This window comes from Streptomyces sp. NPDC087845 (assembly GCF_044742755.1).
In the GTDB taxonomy this organism is placed as follows: Bacteria; Actinomycetota; Actinomycetes; order Streptomycetales; family Streptomycetaceae; genus Streptomyces.
This window is the reverse complement of sequence record NZ_JBIUVC010000008.1, coordinates 64,496-84,328: the sequence shown is the minus strand read 5'-3', so window position 1 is coordinate 84,328 and position 19,833 is coordinate 64,496. Positions and strand designations below refer to the sequence as shown.

General features: G+C 70.9%; 14 protein-coding genes. 6 read left to right on the top strand and 8 right to left on the bottom strand.

Annotated features, from left to right (window positions below):
* Positions 1–4: 4 nt before the first annotated feature.
* The 7 genes from ACIOMQ_RS21385 to ACIOMQ_RS21355 form a co-directional block, all read right to left on the bottom strand.
* Entirely contained in the window at positions 5–430 is a 426-nt protein-coding gene (locus ACIOMQ_RS21385) for a phage tail protein (protein WP_362206970.1), read from the bottom strand.
* Positions 431–483: 53 nt separating this feature from the next.
* The gene (locus ACIOMQ_RS21380) at positions 484–891 is read right to left on the bottom strand and encodes a hypothetical protein (protein ID WP_402189848.1); all 408 of its coding nucleotides are present in this window, start codon (positions 889–891) and stop codon (positions 484–486) included.
* Positions 892–3,544: 2,653 nt separating this feature from the next.
* Complete coding sequence (locus tag ACIOMQ_RS21375; RefSeq protein WP_003966147.1) at positions 3,545–3,703, bottom strand: DUF6760 family protein; 159 nt, start codon at positions 3,701–3,703, stop codon at positions 3,545–3,547.
* Positions 3,700–4,200: a hypothetical protein gene (locus ACIOMQ_RS21370; RefSeq protein ID WP_402189845.1), complete on the bottom strand. Its 501-nt coding sequence runs from the start codon at positions 4,198–4,200 to the stop codon at positions 3,700–3,702. Before ACIOMQ_RS21370 ends, ACIOMQ_RS21375 begins: the two co-directional genes overlap by 4 nt.
* Positions 4,197–4,637: a phage tail protein gene (locus tag ACIOMQ_RS21365; RefSeq protein ID WP_124720830.1), complete on the bottom strand. Its 441-nt coding sequence runs from the start codon at positions 4,635–4,637 to the stop codon at positions 4,197–4,199. The genes ACIOMQ_RS21370 and ACIOMQ_RS21365 overlap by 4 nt, the downstream gene beginning before the upstream one ends.
* Positions 4,638–4,676: 39 nt before the next feature.
* A complete protein-coding gene (locus ACIOMQ_RS21360) occupies positions 4,677–6,206 on the bottom strand; it encodes a phage tail sheath family protein (RefSeq protein ID WP_362206973.1) in 1,530 nt (509 codons plus the stop codon).
* 702 nt (positions 6,207–6,908) lie between these two features.
* On the bottom strand, positions 6,909–8,195 hold the full coding sequence (locus ACIOMQ_RS21355) for a hydrolytic protein (RefSeq protein ID WP_362207030.1): 1,287 nt from the start codon (positions 8,193–8,195) through the stop codon (positions 6,909–6,911).
* Positions 8,196–8,437: 242 nt separating this feature from the next.
* On the opposite strand from ACIOMQ_RS21355, the gene ACIOMQ_RS21350 reads away from it, so the two are divergent.
* The 6 genes from ACIOMQ_RS21350 to ACIOMQ_RS21325 all read left to right on the top strand — a co-directional run bounded on the left by ACIOMQ_RS21350 (position 8,438) and on the right by ACIOMQ_RS21325 (position 18,806).
* The gene (locus ACIOMQ_RS21350; RefSeq protein ID WP_362206974.1) at positions 8,438–9,148 is read left to right on the top strand and encodes a LuxR C-terminal-related transcriptional regulator; all 711 of its coding nucleotides are present in this window, start codon (positions 8,438–8,440) and stop codon (positions 9,146–9,148) included.
* Between the two features lie 202 nt (positions 9,149–9,350).
* The gene (locus ACIOMQ_RS21345) at positions 9,351–12,503 is read left to right on the top strand and encodes a hypothetical protein (RefSeq protein ID WP_362206975.1); all 3,153 of its coding nucleotides are present in this window, start codon (positions 9,351–9,353) and stop codon (positions 12,501–12,503) included.
* Positions 12,500–13,204, top strand: a complete 705-nt coding sequence (locus ACIOMQ_RS21340) for a DUF4255 domain-containing protein (RefSeq protein ID WP_402189843.1) — start codon at positions 12,500–12,502, stop codon at positions 13,202–13,204. Before ACIOMQ_RS21345 ends, ACIOMQ_RS21340 begins: the two co-directional genes overlap by 4 nt.
* Positions 13,201–15,336: an ATP-binding protein gene (locus ACIOMQ_RS21335; protein WP_402189840.1), complete on the top strand. Its 2,136-nt coding sequence runs from the start codon at positions 13,201–13,203 to the stop codon at positions 15,334–15,336. The genes ACIOMQ_RS21340 and ACIOMQ_RS21335 overlap by 4 nt, the downstream gene beginning before the upstream one ends.
* Before the next feature lie 256 nt (positions 15,337–15,592).
* Complete coding sequence (locus tag ACIOMQ_RS21330) at positions 15,593–17,074, top strand: multicopper oxidase family protein (RefSeq protein WP_402189837.1); 1,482 nt, start codon at positions 15,593–15,595, stop codon at positions 17,072–17,074.
* A 415-nt stretch (positions 17,075–17,489) separates the two neighbouring features.
* Entirely contained in the window at positions 17,490–18,806 is a 1,317-nt protein-coding gene (locus ACIOMQ_RS21325; protein WP_402190074.1) for a phosphatase PAP2 family protein, read from the top strand.
* Between the two features lie 129 nt (positions 18,807–18,935).
* Here the strand turns inward: ACIOMQ_RS21325 and ACIOMQ_RS21320 are convergent, their stop codons facing one another.
* On the bottom strand, positions 18,936–19,754 hold the full coding sequence (locus ACIOMQ_RS21320) for an isocitrate lyase/phosphoenolpyruvate mutase family protein (protein WP_402189835.1): 819 nt from the start codon (positions 19,752–19,754) through the stop codon (positions 18,936–18,938).
* Between the last annotated feature and the right edge of the window lie 79 nt (positions 19,755–19,833).

The window sequence follows — 19,833 nt, the reverse complement described above, 5'->3', positions numbered from 1 at the left end:
ATCATCAGGAGGGTTCCAGGCCCTCGTGCGCGATCTCCAGCGTCTCGATCGCCGCCTGGGAACTGGCGGGGTCGAAGGACGGTCCCTGCCAGCGGACCGGCACGATGCCGTGCACCTGCCAGCTGATGATGCGGCTGAGGTCCGGACGGAGCGCGACGATCTCGCCGTCCTTGGGCTCGACCCGCTGGATCGTCTCGTTCAGCCACCGTGCGATCTTGAGCGTGTCGGCGGTGACGGGGCGGGTCAGCGTGATGTTGGTCCAGGTGATTCGCCCCGGCAACTGCCACGTGAAGCCGTTGTTGCCGCCTTCTGCGTACTGCTCCAACTCCACCTCGGCGCCCAGGCCCGAGCAGGTGTGGAAGGCCCCCAGGTCGCTGCCGCCGATGGCGAGCTTGAAGAACACGCTCGTCGCGAAGATGTTGTCCGTCATGTGCTTCTCTTCTTCTCTGCCGTTTCCCAGGTGCTGTGCCGGGCGGGGCGTCGTCAGCGGCGACCGTCGTACAACCGTCCCGTACGCTCCCGCCCTCTGCGCATGTCCGCGCGGATCAGCCGGCTCACCGGATCGAGCAGACGGCGGGCCAGTTCCTCGATGTCCGCCCCGGTGACGCGGTTCGCGGCCGGAGCTTCCGAGTCGGCCGATCCGGTCCTTCCCGGCGGCTGGGCGGGCTTCACCGGGGCCGCCCGCACCGGAACACCGGCGATTCCGGCGTCGGCCGCCGCGCGCTGAAGCGCCTGAGCCGTGGTCCCGGAGCTGCCTGCTCCGGCGGCCGGAGCGGGCGCGCGTTGCGGAACCCGTACCGAAAGGCGCGGCGGTCCGGCGGGTGGTGGAGCTCCGTCTCCGGCCGCCGGTCCGGTGGTGGCGGGACCGGCGGATTCGGGCACCACCGGCATCGCCGTCCGCTGAACGGGTACGGGGGATGGTCCGGGCCGGTCCGGGGCGGGCGGATGCGGGCGTACGACCGGAACCGGCTGAGCGGCGGACGGCACGGAGGGGGACGCGTACGGGGCGGACGGCACGGGACGTGGTGCCGGGGACGGCGGTCCGGGCAGACGGTCGGAGGGTGACTCTGCGGGCCCCTGCTCCGACGGGCGGGTGCCGAGCCGGGACGACGGCCTTGTTGCGCTGCCGCGTGCCGAACGCTGCACGAGTCGCAGGAGGGAGCCGCCGGCCGCCGGTCCGCGCCCCCTCCGGTCGGCCCCGGCCCCCGGCACGCGACCGGGACCACCATCGGCCGCCCGGCCCGAGGGCGCCCCGCTCCGGACGGGTCCGGGCATCGGGTTTCCGGGCACGGAGCGTTGGACGGTGCCGCCGGGCCCCGGCCCGTCGGGCGCCGGTCCCGAGCCGGTCGCACGGGTCCGGTGCGGCGCCGCGGGTTCGGCGGGCCGGGGGTGCGTGTGAGGAAGTGTCTGCCGGGGTGCCGCGCCCGACGGGCTCCGCTGCTCCCCGGTCCGCGAACGTCCGTATTCCGGCGACGGCACATCGGACCCCGGCGACCGCACATCTGACCACGGCTGCTGTCCCTCACGACGCCAGGTGGCCGCCACGACCGGCCGGGCCGCGCCGACTGCCGGCGGCGCCGAAAATCCCTCACCGGAGCCCGTGCTCACCTTCAGGGCCCTGCCCGCGAGCAGGCTCCGCGACCGCTGGACGCCGGGCGACCGCTCCTCGGTACCGGCGGCAGGTCCGACTGCCTGTCCCGCCTCCCGCGCCGGGGCGATCCTCCGGACACGTACCGGCGCGGCGGGAGCAGAGAGGGAAGGGGCGGTGACGGGCGCGCTCGTACGCGTACCCATGGTGTCCACGGCGCGCTGGACAGATGCGGCTTCCGGTGCGGACGCGGCGGGTTGAGCGGGCACGGAAGACGAGCGCACCGGCATCTCGGAGGACGGATTCAACGGATTCAGGGGTGTCGACATCGGCGTGGGCCTGGCCGGTGCGGAGGGCGGCGGTGCGGCAGGCACCCCCGTCGGTGTCGTGCCCTGCCGCGGGCTCATGGTTCCCGGCTGTGCCCGATGGCGGTCACCGAGCAGGGGAGTGTCGTTCTGGAGCCTGGCTGTCGACGGAAGCGAGGGAAGGGGGGTGCCGATCCCGCTGCGGGTACGAGCCTGCGAGCCCGACCCCTCGGACTGCGGCGGCCGCGGGGGAACTGAGGGGCTCGAAGGCTTCGACGGCTCGTGCCCGCCGGGGTGTTGCGCCCGATCCGGCCCGGACGGCGACGACTGTCCCGGAGCCGGAGCCGGAGCCGGAGCCGGTGCCGGTGCCGACTGGACCGGCAGGGCGAGCCGGGGCGTCCGGGCCGGTTGCGGGGACCGAGCCTCCGCAGGCGGCTGCTGACGCACCGACGGCTTCGTCGCCTCCGGTGAATGCGCGGTCTCCGCAGGGGTCGCCGGGTCCGATGCCTGCCGTTGGAGAACGGGCATGTCCGGTTCCTGTTGCTCCGCCGGGCCGGACGGTACGACCTCGCCTCGCGCTGCCGGGCCGGAGGGTACGGCCCCGGCGGGCAGCTCCCGCAGGGGCTTGCCCAGGGCGGGGCGCACCGCCGCGGTGGTGGGACGGCCGGTGGTGCGGTCCGGTGGAGGTACGGCGCCGGCTGGGGCATCGGGAATCGCCCGGCCGGAGCTGCCCGGCCGGTCGGACGCGGTCTGCGGTACAGCGGTGGTGGTGGCAGGAGAGGCCGGTGCGGAGGCCGTGGACGGCGGGATCCCGGCGATGTGCCGCAGGGCCATCGCCGGACGCCGGGCAACGATCAGGGGCGGGGCGGTCCGCCGCAGGGGCACGGCGGCCGGCCGGGTCCTCCGTGGCCCGGCCGGTGGCGGTCCGGTGTTCGCGGGATGCTGCGGGGCCGGCGCGGCAGCCGGTGCCGCAACCGGTCCCGGAACCGCGGCCGACGCCGCGGCCTTCGCCGGTGCCGCCTGTGCCGTGGCTTCCGGAGCGGTGGCTTCCGGAGTGGTGGCTTCCGGAGTGGTGGCACCGCCCCCGCGGGCCTGCGGGCCCGCAGCCCGGCGCCCGGAAGAGCCGTGCGGCGTCGTACGGCTCGACCGGCGGCCGGTCGCGGAGACCGGTTGCCCGCCCGTGGCACCGTTGCCGGCCGCGTTGCCCGCCGCGGCAGGTGCCGGGCCCGTCGCGGGCTCCGCTTCCCCGTCCGCACCGGTCCGGGCGGCACGCAGGAGCAGTGGCCCACCGGGAGACGCGGAACGCGCGCCGCCCGGACGGGCGACGCCATGGATGAGCCCCACCGGTGCGGACGGCAGTACGGCATGGCCGAGTTCGCCGCCGTATGCGATGTTCTGCCACGAGGCGAGGCCGGACCTGAACCGCAGTCCGTCGCTCACGCCGATCGAGGACCGGGCGACGGTCACCGTCGGCGGCGCGACCTGTCGCCAGCCGCCGTCCCAGCCGCCGTCCCCCTGGCCGGCCGGGCTGTCGCTGCGGTCGGTCTCCGGTGCCGGACCGCTTCCGGTACCGGCTCCGGCCCCACCAGGGGAGGGCGTGCCGGGCTGCTGCCGGCCCCCTCGGCGGAACCAGTCCCCGAACCCCATACGATCACCCGCCTTCGTTGACGCGGGTGTTGATCCGCGCTATCTCCCGCACCCACTGCTGACGCTCGCCGTGGGTGAGATCGAGAATGTCCTCACGCTGCCAATGGAAGTGGTAGGCGACGTACGCGATCTCCTCCCGCAACCGGGGAAGCGCGTACGTCACGATTCCCCCAGGCGCCCACCCGAGAGGTCCACCTCGAACGATCCGTGGCACAGCGGGCACGTCACCGCGGCGTGTGTGTGGCCCTCGCTGTTGATCCGACGGTAGAAGTCCTGGAGGAACGCCACATCCGTGGCGTACATCCGCTCGACGACCCCGGCGTGCACATCGGTGATGGTGCCGAGCTGGGTGATCACCTGGCTCAGCAGCACCACGCTCAGGTACGCCGGGTTCTCCTTCACCCGCAGGTCGATCTGCGGGCGCAGCTCGTCCCGTGCCGTCGCGAGCCGCATCGAGCCGCGCCGGTGCACCTGGCCCCCGTCGTCGACGTAGCCGCGCGGGAGCTCGAAATCGAACTCCGTACGCAGCCGCTCCCGGTCCTGCTCCCGCTCCCGGGCCGGAGACGGCGCGGAAGCCTTCTCGGGTGCGGCGGGCGGGGCGGACGCGAGGCTGTCGAGGACTTCGTCGAGTCCGCCCGACGTAACGGTCCTGCGCCTCATTCGACCACGATCTCCTCGAAGGTGATGGTCACCGTCTCGGTGGCGGCGCTGGACTCGCCGGCCTTCAGCGAGGGGCCCTCCCACTTGCTGGCCCACCCCTGCATCAGCTGGATGCGCCGGACCGTCTCACCCTTCGAGTCCTTGATCTCGATGGTCAGGTTCTGGCGCGCGGTGTCGACAGCCCCGTTGTTGAGCGTCTCCTTGATCCATTTGGTGAACTCGCTGCTCTTGTCGAGTCCGCGGGTGATCGTCACCTCGCCCGCCTGACGTGCGCCGGGCTGCTTGCGGATGATCTGCTTTCCCTCGGCCGTCACTTGACGGACCTCGACGACTTCCTCCTCGACGGTCAGGCCGCTGATCTCTTGGATCGACTCGACGAGATAGCCGCCGAGCTGCACGCCGAAGACGTGGGTGGAAAGAGCGTCGCCCTCTGCCATGACTCTGTGTCACCTGTTCCGTTTGCGGACCCTGCTGGGTCACTCGTTGACGAGGCTGGTGCTGTCGGAGAACTGCGCGAGGCGGAAGATCACGAACTCCGCGGGCTTCACCGGAGCCACGCCGATCTCGCACACGACCTGACCGAGATCGATCGACTCCTGCGGATTGTTGTCGCGGTCGCACTTGACGTAGAACGCCTCCTCGGCCGTGCGGCCGAAGAGAGCGCCCCGGCGCCACTCCTCGGTGAGGAAGGCGGTGACGTTGCGCCGGATGCTCGACCACAGGCGGTCGTCGTTCGGCTCGAACACCACCCACTGGGTGCCCAGGAGGATCGACTCCTCCAGGTAGTTGAAGAGGCGGCGCACGTTGAGGTAGCGCCAGGCCGGGTCGGACGAGAGCGTGCGCGCGCCCCAGATCCGGATGCCGCGGCCGGGGAAGGCGCGCACGCAGTTGACGCCGATCGGGTTGAGCAGGTCCTGCTCGCCCTTGCTGAGACGGAGCTCCAGGTCCAGCGCACCGCGGATGACCTCGTTGGCGGGGGCCTTGTGCACACCGCGCTCCCCGTCGCTGCGCGCCCAGACGCCGGCGACGTGACCGCTCGGCGGCACCATGGAGTTGCGGCCGGTCGCCGGGTCGAAGACCTTGAGCCACGGGTAGTACACGGTCGCGTAGCGCGAGTCGAACGCGGCGTCGTCGTTGCGCCAGGTACGGACTCGTTGGGCGTTCATGCCCGGCGGTGTGTCCAGGACGGCGACCCGGTCGCCCATCTGCTCGCAGTGCGAAATCACCGCCAGCTGTACGGCTTTGACGCCCTCGGCATCGATGTCCCCGCGCTGGTGGGCACTCATCAGGTCCGGAACGGCGACCATGGTGATCTCGTCGATGGCTTCGAGGCCCGCGAACCCCGTGCGGGCCGCGGCGTCGCCGACATATTCGGCCGGGTCGATCCGCGCAACGCCGGTCCCCGGGGCCGCAGCAGCGGGCGAGAGGGGGAAGCTCTGATTCTCGGGGCGGCTCTGGGCCGCGCCAGGCTGCTCGGTGACATCGATGAGCTTGGACTGGCGGGCCTGGGTGACCAGATAGCCCTTGACGTTCTTGCGGGTGGAGACGTCGTGGGTCTCCACCACTTTGCCGGCCTGCCGCACCAGCAGCCGGAACCGGTCCTCCGGAGGGTTCTCGCCCTCGGCGTCGGCGATCTCCACGGAGAGGTCTCCGTTCGCGCCGGTCCGCGCGGAGACCAGGAACCCCCCGATGGCGACGGGCGGGGCCGCTTCGGGCGCAGATCCCTGCGCCGAGTCCTGCGCGGGGCCGCCGATGCGCACGATGTAGGCCGCGCCGCCGCCGTTGGTGAAGTAGCCGTAGACCGCGAGCGCCAGATAGGTGTCGGCGGTGAAGGTGCCGAAGGTCTGGACGTACTGGTCCCAGTTCGTCACCAGCGTCGGCTGGTGGAAGGGACCGGCCTCCGCGAAACCGACGAAGGCTGCGACCGCGGTGCCGACTCCCTCGATGGGCCGCGCTCCGGACTGCACCTCCTCCACGTATACACCGGGGGTGAGGTACGACGGCATGCTCGCTCCTTCGGGTGGTCATTCGCTCGCGGCTCAGTCTTGCCCGGCCGGCGTGGCGGGCAGTAGGCCTCAAAGTCCTGGACACGGGGCAAGCCCACTGCCTTCCCAGGCACCTTGACAGCAGGAAATGCTTCCCCGCGCGGACCGGTCGCGGTTGTTTGTTGCATTCTTCGGCTCGACGTATTCCCCGGCCCGGTCGTGTGAGGGCGCGGTGGACTCCGGGTTTACGGAAGGTGTCCGCCGGTCCGCGGACGGAGGATTCGCCGCAGACATGGATGCCCGGATTCCGTGAATGCGGGCGTGCGTGATCTCCTCGCCCCGGGGATGTCGGAAAAGCCCGTGAATGTCCGCGGCAGTCGGAGAACCGGTGCGGGAGCGATGAATATCGGCCAGAATTCGCCGCGTGTGGTTGACCGTCCGGCCGGGTTCCTGCGGCCGGAACAAGCCCTTGACCTCCTTGGCCGACCTCCTGGTGGTCCGCCTCGAAGGCGACGGGAGTGGCTCTGGACGGTTCGGTTCGTATCCGAGTGTCCGGATTTTCTTCACTTGCTGCCGGCCCCACGAGGATTCCGGAGGTCTGGTCCTTTGCTGTGCGCAAGGGAAGGGATCCGCCAACGACCGGCGAGCCGGGTTCCCCCCGGTCGGTATTTCTGCTGTTCTCATCCCTCGCGACGGGAAGCGGGAGGCCCGGCACTGTTGTTCCTACGGTGCGAGATCGCTCAGTATGCCGCTGACGTTGAGTACCTGATGGCACCCGGAAGCTTGAGTTCCGGTAGCCGGAGTGCCGGGTTTGGCGCAGGTCACGGAAGCGGTGACGGTGGCGTTCTCCGGAATCTGGATGGGGGTGACCCAGTGGTAGTCCTGGTTGCGAAAGGTCTCCAGAGCGATGGTGGTGATCTTCCGGTCTCCGAAGGAGATGGTCAGCACTCCTTCGTCGCCCTGGAAGTTCGCCACCACGGCGTCGGTGATGCCGAACACCTTCCCTTCCGGAACCCGGTACTTGCCCACCTTCTCGGCCCCGGACCCGGTCTGCACGTCGATCGTCGCCGAGCTCTGCTGGGTGCTTCCGGTGCCCCCGCCCGTTGTCGAGCCGGAGTCGCCGGGTGCGGCCGACTTGCCCGGACGGGCCCCCTGGCCCTTGTCCTGCCCCTGACCACCGTCCGGGTTGCCGGATCCGCCCCCGGCTGCCGCTTCCTGCTGCTCCTTGCGGGCCGTCTCCTTCTGTGCGGCCTCCGCCGCTTGCTTCGCGGTGCTGCGCACCGCGGGCCGGACCAGCGCGAACCATGCGAGCAGCAGCGCGATCAGCGCGGCCAGGACGATCAGCAACCACTTGGGCAGTACCGGCAGTTGCGTGAACTCGCCCTGCAGAACCTCGGGCCGGCCGGGCTGCTCGCCGCCCGCGTCCCGTTCGGCACTTTCGGCGGCCTCGACCTCGAACGGCCAGGTGACCGGCTTGCCGAACCAGATCGGCTTCCGGATCCGTACCCGCAGGCGTGCCTCGGCGGACTCGCCCGGTTCCAGGTGCCGTTGGTCCGGAGCGAAGGACAGGCGGAGTTCCTCCCCGGCCTGCTTCCCGGTGAGGCCGATGCCGACCGGGGTGTTCCCCCTGTTCTGCACCGAAGCCCCGAACCGGGCGCCCAGCCAACCGCGACGCCGGCGCGGGTGCAGCTCCGCCCGGAGCTCGTGAAACGGCTCCACGACCACCGTGGCCTCGGGGACCGCCACCGACTCGGGCCGCTCCGCGGGCAGAACGCGGACGCCCAGGGGTATCTCGCCGGCCCGGACCTCGTGCGACCGGGGCGGCGCGAGCCGCACGGTCACCACCTCGGAGGTGCCCGGGTAGAGGGAGACGCGTGCCGGCTCCACGGTGCTCCACGCGGCACAGTCGCCGACCACTTCGAGCGTGTAGGCCTCGACGATGTCGCCGTCGTTGCGCACGGTCAGGGACGTCGTCGCTTCAGCGCCGGGCGACACCGTCACCGTGGACATTTCGAGTTCGGCAGATGTGGTCACGATGCGACGTTAAGCCGCCCCTGCGGTTCCGCAGCAGAGACGCGAGGGCAACGAGCGGGCAGGGCTGGTGCCCCGACGGCACAACCGCACGGTCTCCCCGAGCCCCCTCCCCGGTCCCGGTCCCCATGCCGGAGGCCGGTGTGATCAAGAGTGGACAAGAGGCATACCGGACGGACGCACCTGAGGAAGACGAGCGCGGAACGATGACGACGACAGACATGAAGAACAAAGCAGTGGAACGCGGCCAGTACCGCCGGCCCGCTCCGTCGGAGCGGGCCACCGAGGGCAGTGCCAAGGAGGCTCCCGGGGGCAGGATCTCCGTAGCGGTCTACGCGGAGGACCTGATCCTGCAGACCGGCGTGGTCCACCAGTTGCGCCAGCGGCCCGAGATGGACCTGATAGCGGACTCCGAGGCCGACCTGGCCCAAGTCTCCTTAGTAGTCGTGGACATGGTGGACGAGCCCACCGTCCAGCTCCTGCACCGTCTGCAGCGCAACACCGCGACCCGCACCGGACTCGTCGTCGGCTTCTTCGAGTCGGGCGCGCTCCAGACCATGATCGAGTGCGGCGTGGCCGCCGTGCTGAGGCGCGGGGAGGCCGATCAGGACAGTCTCGTCCACATGGTGAAGGCAATGGCGAACGGTGAAGGCGTACTGCCGGGCGACCTGCTCGGAAAGCTCCTCGACCATGTCAGCAGTCTCCAACGCACGGTCCTCGATCCCCGGGGACTCTCGCTCTCCACCCTCACGACACGGGAGGCGGAGATGATCAGGCTGGTGTCGGAGGGCTTCGGCACCGCGGAGATCGCGCAGAAGACCTCGTACTCCGAACGCACCGTCAAGAACGTTCTGCACGAGGTGGCGACACGGCTCGAACTGCGCAACCGGGCCCACGCCGTCGGCTACGCCATGAGACACGGACTCATCTGAGTCCTGCGACGGGCTCCCGCGCGGACGGCCTGAGGACGTCGCCGCGCGGGAGTGCGGCTGCCTCCGGGAAGAGACCGGGGGAGGGGCCGCCGCAAAGGGCAGCGGCCCCTTCCCCCGCTCCGGGTACTCCGGGCCTGTCCTTGGCCCCGCGCAAGCGCGATGCTTGTGGTGGAGAGTCGTCAACCAGACTGTGAGGTGGGCCGTGACCGGCACTGCTGGCCCGGCGAGGCATACCCGGCTGGGCCGACTGGCGGGCACCGCGGTGCTGTTGACGCCGTTGCTGGTGGCGGGTTCCGTGTCCGCCCCGCAGGGCGCGCCGAGGGCCGCCGCGGCGGCGGACGAAGTCCCGGCGGATGCCGGGCGCATCGCTTACGCCGGTACCGAACACCGAAGCCTCGGCCGGGTCACCGACCCGGCCACCAGCGCCCCGCTGTTCGGAACCGGACCGGCCCACTACGACCAGGACCCCTCCGCGCGCGGTGAGGTGCTGGTCTTCACCAGCTTGCGCGACAGCCTGCGACCGCAGGTGTACGTGCGCGACGCCGACGGAGCGGTGCGCAGGCTCACCACCGACCGGGACGCCGCACACCCCGAACTCTCCCCGGACGGACGGACCGTGGTGTTCGACTCCGCGGAGCGGGGGCCGGGTGATGTGGTCCAGCGTGACCTGTGGACCGTCGGGATCGACGGCTCCGGCCTGCGGCGGCTGACAGACACCCCCAACAACGAGACCTCCCCGACGTTCTCCCCGGACGGCTCGCGGATCGCGTACTCCTGCGACTCCGGTCCCGGGGGGAGCGGGCTGATATACGAACGGGCCGTGGCCGGCGGCGGGGCCAGGGTGATCAGTGACGGCCCGCCCGGCGACGCCACCGAGCCGGAGTGGAACCCGGTGGACGACGACTCCCACCGCACTCTTGTCGCGTACACCCTTACCACGGACGAGACGACGGGCCCCCGGCTGCGGGTGACCGAGGGGGCCGGAACCGACCGTCCCCTGCTGGCCGGTGTCCAGGCAGGCTGGCGCACCCGCTCGGCCGCCTGGCTGCCGGACGGGAAGGACCTGGTCTTCCTCAGCCCCGACACCACCTGCGGGTGCAAGGACTACGACCACGTCTACCGGACGACCGCCTTCGACGGGACCGAGCCGAGCCTGGCGCTCGGCGAGGACCGTGCGGTCGAATCGCCCACCTGGCTCGGGTCCGCGGACTCCGGGACCGTCGTCGTGGCACGGCGGACCCCCCGCGAGGCCAACGACGTCACGCTCCAGGACGTCAGGCAGGACGGTTCGGACCCGCGGGACCTCGGGCTCTCCATCCTGAAGGAGGACCCGGCGGCCAATACGAACACCGACCCCGCCAAGGATCCCCTGTTCAACCCCCAGGACATCTACGACCCGTGGACGGAGCGGCAGAACTACACACCGGACGGCCGGCGCATCGTCGTGACCCGCTTCGAGGGTCAGGAGAAGGAGCGCGTCGAACGGATCTGGCTGGCCGACGCCGACGGTTCCCACGAGGCGCGGATGCCGCTCGCCGGACGCGGTCCCCGCGACTGGGACACCGACCCCACGTTCTCGCCGGACGGCACCAGGCTTGCGTTCACCCGGACCTCGCCCGGCGGGGTCGGCGAGGCCGCGGGGCCGAGCAGCATTCTCATCGCGGACGTCGCCACGGGAGCGATCGTGGGCCGAATAGTTCCGCCGGAAGGGCAGTTGGCGGGCGGTGACGCGCAGCCGACCTGGTCGTCCGACGGCACCACCCTCGCGTTCACCCGCAACCACGTGATCCGGGGCCTGGGCGGCATCAAGCACGTCTGGACCGTGCCGGTGGCGGCGCTCGACCAGCAGCGGGACCTCAGCGCCACCATCTGCCCCGGTGAATGCAAGAAGATCGACGACAGCCCCGCCTTCTCCCCCGACGGCAAGTCGATCGCCTTCAACCGGAAGGACGGCGGCGGCCAGGTCAACGAGCGCGCCGGAATCATCGTGACCTCGCCGACCGGCGGCGAGTGCCGGGTCGTGCTTCCGTCCGTCCAGCGGAACAACCCCGACGCATGCCATCAGGACATCCCCGACACCTCGCAAACCGGGCCCTTCCAGCCCCGTGACGTGGCCTGGTCGCCGGACGCGGGGCGCTTGGTGCTGAGTTCACGCAGAGCGCTCGCGCCGAACTCCCCCGAGCAGCTGTCCGTCCTCGACCTCTCCTCCGGCACGCTGACGCCGTTCGGCGACAGACTCACCGGGCGGCAGAAGGAGCCCGCCTTCCAGCAGTCGGTCGACCTGTCCCTGACCGCACCGCCCACCGGCCCCGCGGTGGAGACCGGCTCCTCCGTATCGGTGACGGTCACCGTCACCAACAAGGGTCCCGCACCCTCGCCCGGCACCACGCTCACGGTCGACGCCCCGCCCGGCGTGCGCCTGGAGGAGCTCACCACCCCGGCCGGGCCCTGTGCCGCCGGATCGCCCCAGTGCGACCTGGGCGTGCTCCGGCCGGGCGCCAGTGTGGAGGTCACCGCTCGGCTGACCGGGGTGACGCCGGGGGACCAGCAGATCGGCTGGTCGGTCACCGGAGCCGTGGTCGACCCGAACCCCACGGACAACGCCACCGGGACGACCGTCCCGGTCCAGGACGGACCGGGGACACCGACACCCACCCCGCCTCCTTCGCCCTCGCCGCCCCGGCCTCCGGCCCCCCTGCCGCCCGAACCCGAGGCGGGACCCGCGGTCACGGTGCGGGCCCAGCCCAGCCCCGGCTTCGTCGGCGGCCGGGTGGTGGTGACGTACACCGTGCGCAACGGCAGGAACGCGCTCGCCACCGGTCTGCGGCTCAGGCTCGGACTGCCCGCGCGGATCCCGGCGGGTCCGCTTCCGGCGGGCTGCGCAGCCGGCGTGTGCGCCCTGCCCGACCTGGTACCGGGAGCCTCCACGGTCGTCCGTGTCGTGCTCAAGCCGGACCGGGCGCTGAGGACGGCCATTACCGGAACGCTGACCACGACCGGTACCGACGCCGACACCGGCGACAACGTCTCCAGGATCCCGTTGCGCATCCTCCAGCCCCGTATCGTCGCGGTGCCGGCCGTCGGCAAACCGGGGTTCGTCACCTCCGTACGCGGCAAGGACTTCCCGCCCGGAGCACCGGTGACGCTCACCTGGAAGCCGGGGATCACGGCAACCGCGCTCCCCACCGTCCCGCGCAGGGACCGTACGTTCATCGCGCAGCTGCTGATCCTGGCGAAGGATCAGACGGGGCCGCGCACGATCACCGCCCGAGGACCGGGGTTCGGCCCCGTCACCACGCCCTTCCTGGTGGTCAGCGGCACCATCGTCCCGCCGGACGAGGTGGGGCGCAGGTGATCCACGAAGTCGACGAGGGGCTGCGGCTGCTGCTGATCGACGCCGGCCTCCAGGAGAGCGGCGTCGACCTGGTCTTCGACGCACCGACGAAGGACTGGTCCGCCCGGCGCAACGCCCCCACGGTCAGCGTCTTCCTCCACGGCATCCGTGAGGATGCGGCCCGCCGCCGTACCGGCACGGCGGAGGAGCACGACGATCACGGCGTGGTCGTCGGCCGGCGGACCCCGCCGCGCTGGTTCGAGCTGACCTATCTGGTGACCGCCTGGACCAATCGTCCGCAGGACGAACACCGCCTGCTCTCCGAGGTGTTGCGCTGCCTCGTACGGTCGGACGTCCTGCCCGCCCGCATGCTCACCGGCAGCCTCGCCGAGCTCGGGCTGACCGTGGAGATCGAGGCGGCGGGTCCGGGCACCGACCGGCCGTCCTCCCTGGACGTGTGGTCCGCGCTCGGTGGTGAGCTCAAGGCCGCGATCGACCTGCGTGTGTGGGCACCGCTGGCCGGTGAACGGACTTCCGCCGGACCGCCGGTCACCGAAGGGCTGGTGGTGAAGGCCGCGCCCGCGCAGGGCGGCGACGGGGCAGAGCCGGGACGCCGGCTGCGCTACGACGGGGCGTCCGACCCCGGCGAGCAGGGCTTCGCCGCCGAACGTGAACGGCAGTTGCCGCCCGGTCGGCGAAGGCGCGGGGGCGCGGCTCGATGACCACCACACAAGGCACCCGTGCCGTCCGCGAACTGCCCGGCACCCCGACGGCGGCGGTCGAGGATCTCTGGGAGCGGCTGATCCACGTCGAGCAGCGGGTCAGGCACGCCGTGGCGGCCCGGCGGGCCACCGACCCGGAACCGGACGATCCGTACCGGGGCCAGTACCTCACCCCCGAGGCGGCCGAGCGGATCGTGGCCTCCCGCGACGCGTTCGCGCCCGTACCGGCGTACGGCTCCGAGCCCTCGCCCAACTCCCCGCCCGGAAGCCGTATCGGGCAGCTCGCCGAGAACTTCGGCCTGGTACCCCTCGATGTCGACCTGCTGCTGGTCGCGATGGCACCGGACATCGACATCCGGTTCGAGCGGCTCTACGGCTATCTCAACGACGACCTCAACCGGCGAAGGCCGGCCATCGGTCTGGCACTCGAACTCTGCGGGCTGCCCGCGGCGAGCTCGGGCCGCTTCCGGTTCTCGCCGTCCGCTCCGCTGATCGCGGGCGGGCTGCTGGAGGTTCTGGAGGCCGACCGCCCCCTGCTCTCGCGGGTGTTGCGCGTGCCGGACCGGATCACCGCGTACCTGCTCGGTGACGACGAGACCGATGGGAGGCTCCGCGGCCTCGTCCGGGTGGCCGGTCCCGAGGAGGAGCCGGACCCGGGACCGGAGACCCTGCGGGTCGCGGCGGCATTGGGCACGGGCAGCGGCCTGGTGCATCTGCTCGACCGGGGAGGCGATCCGGGCAGACTGGCGGTCGAGGCGCTCCTTGCCGCAGGGCGCCGTCCGCTGGTGGTCGACATCGCGGCGTTCGCCGCCGCTCCCGAACCGGCGGAGCTCGTACGGACCCTGGCGGCCGAGGCCCGGCTGAGTCGCGGCGGTGTCGTCCTCGGACCGCTCGAAGCGCTCGCCCCCGAGCGGCCCGAAGGAGCCCGGCTGCTCGGTGGCCTGTGCGCGGCCGTCAGCGGCGCTCCCCTGATCGCGTACGGGAAGAAGAACTGGGACCCCCTGTGGACCAGGGACAGCCCGGTTCCGGTCCGGGTCCTGCCCCCCGGCCCCACGGGCGTGGCGCGGCAGTGGCGTCGCGCGCTCGCCGAGGCCGGCACGTCTGTCGGACTGCCCGCCGGGAGCGCGCCGGCCGACGAGGGCGTCATAGCGACCACCACCTCCTACCGGCTCGACTCCGAGCAGGTGCGCAAGGCCGCCGCCGTCGCCTCCCGGCTGGCTGTCCTGGAGGAGCGTCCGGTGGACGTGCAGGACCTGCGCACGGCGGTCCGGGCACAGAACGGCGCGGGGCTCGAACGGCTGGCCCGTCGCATCGAGCCCGCGGTCGGCTGGGACGACCTCGTGCTGCCTTCCGCGACCCGCCGCCAGCTGTCCGAACTCGCCCTGCGCGCCCGCCACCGCGGGCAGGTGCTCGGCGAGTGGCGGATGCGGCCGGGCGGTGGCCGGGGGCGAGGGGTCATCGCGTTGTTCGCCGGCGAGTCCGGCACCGGAAAGACCATGTCCGCCGAGGTGGTGGCGGCTGAGCTCGGCATGGAACTCTACGTCGTGGATCTGTCCATCGTGGTGGACAAGTACATCGGTGAGACCGAGAAGAATCTCGAAAGGATCTTCGTCGAGGCGTCCGACGTCAACGGCATCCTGCTGTTCGACGAGGCGGACGCCATTTTCGGGAAGCGCTCACAGGTCAAGGACGCGCACGACCGCCATGCCAACGTGGAGTCGGCCTATCTGCTGCAACGGATCGAGTCCTTCGACGGCATCGCGGTGCTCACCACCAATCTGCGGGCCAATCTGGACGAGGCATTCACCCGCCGCCTCGACGTGATCGCGGAGTTCCCCATGCCGGACGCCCAGCAGCGACTGGCCCTGTGGGACCGCTGCCTCGGGACAGCGATCCCGCGCGACGCGGAACTCGACCTGGACTTCTGCGCGCGACGCTTCGAGCTGGCGGGAGGCTCGATCCGCGCCTGCGCGGTGACCGCTGCCTACCAGGCGGCGGAATCGGGGAGACCGCTCGGTATGGAGCAGATCGTCTCGGCGGTACTCCAGGAGTACCGCAAACTCGGCCGGCTGGTCATGGAAAGCGAGTTCGGCCCTTGGCTGGACCGCGTGCAGGGACGCGGCGAAGGATAGGCCCTGAGGGAAACCGGACCGCACCTCTTCCGGCAGGCCGTGGGCCGGAGCCCATGGCTCGACCGCAGCGGCTCTCGGCGCCGCCGCCCGGATGGTCGGCGTACGGCCGTTCGAGCGGATACCGAAGCCTTCTCCGCGTGGCCGTGCGGCTCCTGGCACCGGCATCTCTACGATCCGGCTGACGAGCCGTTGGAGTTCGTCGTGATTTTGCGGCGGGCGTGACCTTGCCCGGCCGCAGGCTTCCCCGGGGAGAAAAGTGGTCCGGTCGAGCAACCGTGTTTCGCCGCCCTTGCTGCTGGTCGGCCTGGTCCTCGGCGCCGTCTGGCTGGCCGGCTGCGCGGGCCGGGCGCCGGTGGAGCGTTCCGACGCCACGCACCAGTCCGCCGCGGAGGCCGGTGCCACCTCCGCAGGCCGGGGCCTACGACTGCAGGACCCCCCGGAGCTGGTCAGCCGCAACGGGGTTCTCAAGGCATCCATCGTCGTGGAACGGCGCAAGGTCCCGGTCGGCGACCGCCAGTTGTACGCGACGACCTACAACGGTGCGTACATGCCGCCCACCTTGCGCGTACGGCCTGGCGACCGCATCGATCTCACCCTGACCAATCGCATCGACGAGGACACCAACGTGCATACGCACGGCCTCCACGTATCGCCGCGCGCCCCGGCCGACGACATTTTCATCGCCATCAAGTACGGCCACGCGTACCACTACTCGTACCGGCTGCCGCGCAGCCAGCCCACCGGCACCTACTGGTACCACTCACACGCCGACATGATGTCCGCTGCCCAGGTCGCGGGCGGCGAGTCCGGCGTCATCGTCGTCGAGGGGCTGCGGAACCACCTGCCGCCGTCGTTGCGCGGCATCACCGAGCACACGGTCGCGCTCAAGGACTTCCAGGTGCAGGGCGATTCGATCAAGACCCACCCCCTGAGCATCGGCGCGCCCACCAACCGCACGGTCAATGGCCAGACGAACCCGGTCATCCACATCCGGCCGGGCGAGACCCAGCTGTGGCGGTTGGCCAACATCGGCGCCAACATCTTCTACAAGCTCCACCTCCCGGGCACCCGCTTCCACGTGATTGCCCAGGACGGCATTCCCGTCCGGAGGGTCTATGCCCAGGACACGCTGATCATTGCCGCCGGCGCCCGCTTCGACGTCCTCGTCCAGGGCGGCAGCCCCGGCACCGCCCGGCTGGAGACCCTCCCGTACAACAGCGGCTCCGCAGGGAACCAGTTCCCCCAAGCGGCCCTGGCGACGGTCGTCACGGGTGGCCCGCGCACGACCCGGGCCATGGTCCCGACCGAATTCGCCCCGCACGAGGATCTGAGCCGGGCAACGATCGCGGCCCGCAAGTCCGTGGTCTACACGGAGAACAAGGCGGGCACGGAGTTCTTCATCAACGGCCGGGCGTACGACTCCCACCGGGTCGACTTCACCTCCACGCTCGGGACCGTGGAGGAGTGGCGCATCCGCAACGACACGGACGAGGACCACAGCTTCCACGTCCACACCAACGACTTCCAGCTGATGAGCACCAATGGGAAGGCCCACGACCCCACCCACGGCTGGTACGACACAGTGAACGTGCCTGCCCGCGGCGAAATCGTCATCCGGATCCACTTCACCGACTTCACCGGCAGAACCGTCCTGCACTGCCATCTCCTCAACCACGAGGACATGGGCATGATGGCCGTGCTCGACATCGTCCGCGCAGGCCGGGAGCCGGGCAAGTGACCACCGATCACAGGTAGAGGTGCCGCCCCTTTCACCGGATCCGCCGTGTGCCTGCCGGGGCTTGACGCATTCGTCCGGGGCGCGGCGTGCCACGAACTGGCCGGTTCGAGAGCCACGGGGCAACCCGTGACGCCCTCGATGCCCGCCCGGCGTCGAGAGTTTCATGGCCATTCCCGGGACGCCGGGCCATCGAGCGCGGGATCGACCGGCTTTCGCGCCACCCGGGACCATCGGGACCCGCCCGCGCCGCTCCGATAACATGATCGAACTCACGACGAGTGCCCTGATCGCCCGTTCTTCACCAGAAAACCATGCCATCCGGCATGAAAACTGACCTACCCGACTCGCATCTAACAAATCGGCTAAATAATTGATATCCATAATATCGCGGGTGTTCTCGCGAATAAACTGCAGAATTTCCTTCGCCTCGTGGCGTCAACCGCGGGCGATACTGTGGGCCGTAGTGGGTGCGGTGGCCCTCGGATTCCTCATCGCGCTGGAGATCGCCGCGCGTCACTACGGCTTGCCGGGGCCGATCACCAACCAGGCGCGAGAGGTGATATTCGCCCCCAAATCAGGGCCGCTGCTGTACGCCAGTATGGCGTTGATGATGGTGGTGCTCACCTGGCGGCAACGGCTCATCGCGGCCGGGGCCGCGATCGGTATCGATGTCGCCTTCTTCCTGGTGCGGTGGGCGCTCGACGCCAAGGTGACCGAAGGCCACTCCTTCGGCAACGGCGCGTTGTGGGTGATTCTGGCCTATGCGGTCATCGCGGTCACGCGCCGCACCGGCAGTGAACGTGTCCTGCTGCTGAAGGGCGTCGGGCTGGGCCTGCTGCTGGTGGCCGGCCGTAAGACCGGCGATGCCTGGCTGCTCATCACGTCGAAGACCCGTCCGGCGGTGCTCGACCAGTACGTGGCAACTGCCGATCACGCGCTGGGCAACCCGTCATGGCTGGTGGGCCGTGTTGTCCAGGCCACCGGCCCGATCGGCGACCGTGTACTCGACTACGTCTACGTCCAGCTCGCGGTGGCCGCGGTCGTCGTCGCGCTGTACCAGCTGCGCAACGTGGCGGTCGAGCGTCGCTTCCCGGGCCATCACCTGGTGCGCACCTTTCTGGTCATCGGCCTCCTCGGGCCGGGCATCTACATGATCTTCCCGGTGGTCGGACCGATCTTCGCCTACGGCGCCGACGGCGGGCACTGGGCGGTGGCCAACCTGTGGCCGGACACGCCGCCGCCGATCAACGCCCCGCACCACATGCCATTCGACGAGATCACCCCACGCAACTGCATGCCCAGTCTGCACACAGCGTGGGCCACCACGATCTTCCTTCATTCCCGCAGGGGCCCACGGATTCTGCGATTCGCAGGCGCGTTCTGGCTGATTGCCACGCTCGGCGCGACGCTGGGATTCGGCTACCACTACGGCGCGGATCTCGTGGCCGGCGTGGTGTTCGCGGTCACGATCGAGGCAGCGCTGCGCTCGCTCGACCGAGGCTGGGACCGGTCAGGAATCCAACTGGTCGCCTACGGTGCAACGATCTTCACTGCGCTCCTGGTGTCCTATCGCTATCTGTCGATGGAGATGGCCGGACATCCCTGGGTGTTCGGACCACTTCTCATTCTGGCGATGGCCTCAGTGGTATACGGCTACGTGCGGACCATCAAGCTGTGGGATCCGAAGGCCGCACCGGTGCGGCAACCGGAACCGCAACCCGAACTCGTCTGAGTCATGTTGTACGAGGGCCATGTCCCGGAGCGCCGCATCGGCAGGACGGTTGTGTCCGAGCGCTCCGGGTGGTCGTGCGCCGAGAGGTCTGTTGCTTCTCCTGGTGTGCGAGGCCGGCCGGTGGGCGCGTCAGTGGGGCTCGGAAAGCAGTCCGTCGAGTTCGGGGAAGGCGATGCCTTCGGCGAGGGAGGCATAGCCGCCGGTGCCGAAGAGTTCCTGCGCGGCGCGACGGGCGGCAGCGTAGGCGGCTTGCGCCACGCCCGAGCCGAGGCTGACGCGAGCCACCCCGAGGGCGCCGAGCTCGGCAACGGCCGGGGCGCCGGGGCCGGCCATGACGTTCAGCGGTACGGAGATGTCCCCGGCCAGCGCCGCGATGGTGGTGGTGTCGGTGACGCCGGGGACGAAGATGCCGTCCGCGCCCGCATCGACGTACCTGTGCGCCCGGTCCAGGGTTTCCTTCAGCCGGGTGTCCGGGTCGCCCAGCCCGAACAGGAAGGTGTCGATACGGGCGTTGAGGAACAGGTCCGCGCCTGCCCGGTCGGCCGCCCGCCGGGCCGCGGCCAGCCGCGTCGCGAGCTCTGCCGGAGGCCGGGTGCCGTCCTCGATGTTGACGCCGACGGCGCCCGCCGCGAGCACCCCGGCGACGGTCTCGGCAACACCGGCGGCGTCCGTTCCGTACCCGCCCTCGATGTCAGCGGTCACCGGGACGGCGACGGCGGCGACGATACGGGCGATCAGCTTCAGCGCCCGGTCGCGGGTGAGGACGTCGCCGTCCGGACACCCCAGGGACCAGGCGACGCCGGCACTGGTGGTGGCGATCGCGGGGGCGCCCGCGGCCTCGATGACACGGGCGCTCGCAACATCCCAGGCGTTGGCGAGCGCGAGGGGCGCCGGCGGGGTGTGCAGGGAGCGGAAGAGGCGGGCGTTGTCCGGCTGTGCAAGAGTCATGGACGCAGTCAAACATCGACTGCCACCCACCGTCTGGCAGGAATCCGACAGGGGCGTCGGCATCGGATCGGGCGGGCAG